Origin of the sequence: Bradyrhizobium sp. th-b2 (assembly GCF_000426785.1) — a bacterium.
GTDB lineage: Bacteria > Pseudomonadota > Alphaproteobacteria > Rhizobiales > Xanthobacteraceae > Bradyrhizobium > Bradyrhizobium septentrionale.
On sequence record NZ_AUGA01000221.1, the window covers coordinates 1 to 1,811 of the forward strand.

Genomic DNA, 1,811 nt, shown 5'->3' on the forward strand with positions numbered 1-1,811 from the left:
GGGCAATGGCTCCGGCGTTGACGGCGCTTCACAAGTATCGCAATCCTTCTTCTGACGGCCCACGACGACGCTATGTTGTTCCCCCTGCGAAACAGGGCGTGTCCATCAACGAGGCCGTGCCCTCACCGGGCAATTATCCTCATCTGTCAGAAACGGATCGTGCTCTCATCGACAACGTCATCCGAAATGCTGGCGACGGCGGTCTGCAAAAAAGGACAATCTACGAATACGGCCGGGCGCTTCGCAGTTTGGGAAACGATCTGGGAGCTCAGGGCAAGACAATTGGTGGGCTTGATCATGAGGCCTTGGTCTGGCATGCGAGAACGTCTCTTCCTCGGGATGGGGCGGTGCTTTCGGCATTGAGCGCGCTGCGGAAGTATCGTGAGCCTAATCCCTTGCCTGATCACGGGCGAAGAGACTTTCCCTCTGAAGAGGATGCAAGTCTGGTCGATGCCGCAGTCCAGGCAGCTGCTGAGCGTCGGGCATGGATACCTAACACCACCGCGAAATATTACCGGGCTTTTCAAAATCTGGCGAAATCTCTACAGTCCCGTGGACAGACAATTGCAGCGCTAGATCACAATGCGCTCTCGGCCCATGCCAGGGCGGCACACGAGGGCGACAACCAGATAAGCTCCGCGTTAGAAGTGCTGCTGGAGTATCGTGAGCCGGCTATCCTGGCGAGGCGCACCCAGGGCAATCATCCTCCCTCCGCGAAAGACAAAAGTCTCATCGAGGCCGCGGCTGCCGCCAGTCAGCGCCCCAGGAAAGCCGTCGAAAGCTCCGTCAAAAATCTCCTGAGGTTTGCAGGGGCGCTCGGTTCCCGTGGTCAGGAGATTGATCAGCTAGACCACATCGAACTCCTCCAGCTTGCAAAAAAGCTGTTTCCCAGCAACAAAAGCCTCATTAGCGGGCTTGGCATGATCCATGACTACCGCAAGGCCGAGGGCGCTTCCGGTGAAGGCCCTCAACTGGCGAGCGATGATCTGGCGTTTTCGGAGGAACTTCGCCGGTTACTGGATGACGAACCGGCATCCTCGCAGCCGACTGACGACCTGGCGGGACTTCAGTACGGCATGGATCCGAGTGATCAGCTGCCAACCGAAAGTTTCGATACCGCAGAGCTCGTGGAGATGCTCGCTTTTCCCGGGCATTCGCCAGCGGATGATGTCAATCAGCCTGATCCGGCTGGTCCCCGGCCATCGGACCTTGTCGATCCTGATGGCATCTGGCCGGGAGTGGAGCAAGCTGGCTTACCGCCCGTCGAAAGTCTGGATACCGCGAAGCTTCTGGAGATGCTCGCTTCAGCCGGCCATTCGCCAACGGACAGCGTCAATCAGCCAGGCGCTCCCGTTCCCTCGCTGTTGCAAGCAGTCGACCCCGACAGCATTTGGCTGGACGAGGCCCCGCAAGCCGGCCGGCCGCCGACCCAAAGTCTGGATACTGCGGAGCTTCTGGAGATGTTCGCTTCAGATGGCCATTCGCCAACGGGCAGTGTCAATCAGCCTTAATTATCGGACGCGGTTATGGAAGTTCGAGGATTCAAATGTCGGCGCGCCATTTCAGGCGGAGCAACCACAACCTCTGGTGCCAGCTCTGGATCGCCTGCGCGGCGTCCTCCCGGACGGGTCTCACCCGGAGACAAGTTTGATTATCCGCGGCTTAAATTACAAAGCCAGCATTGGGCCACAGCGGTAGACCATCGAAGCACAGCTTCAGCCCCTGGAGGGTGAGCAGCTAGACTACGCCGCCAGCTATCAGAGCAAGCGCGAGGACGGCGGGAACGAGGAACAGCTCAAAAGCGAGGCTGA

General features: G+C 58.9%; 1 pseudogene. It reads left to right on the forward strand.

Annotated features, from left to right (window positions below):
- A pseudogene (locus tag K359_RS0147800) lies at positions 1-1,511 on the forward strand (hypothetical protein); the annotation flags it as partial.
- Positions 1,512-1,811: the final 300 nt, after the last annotated feature.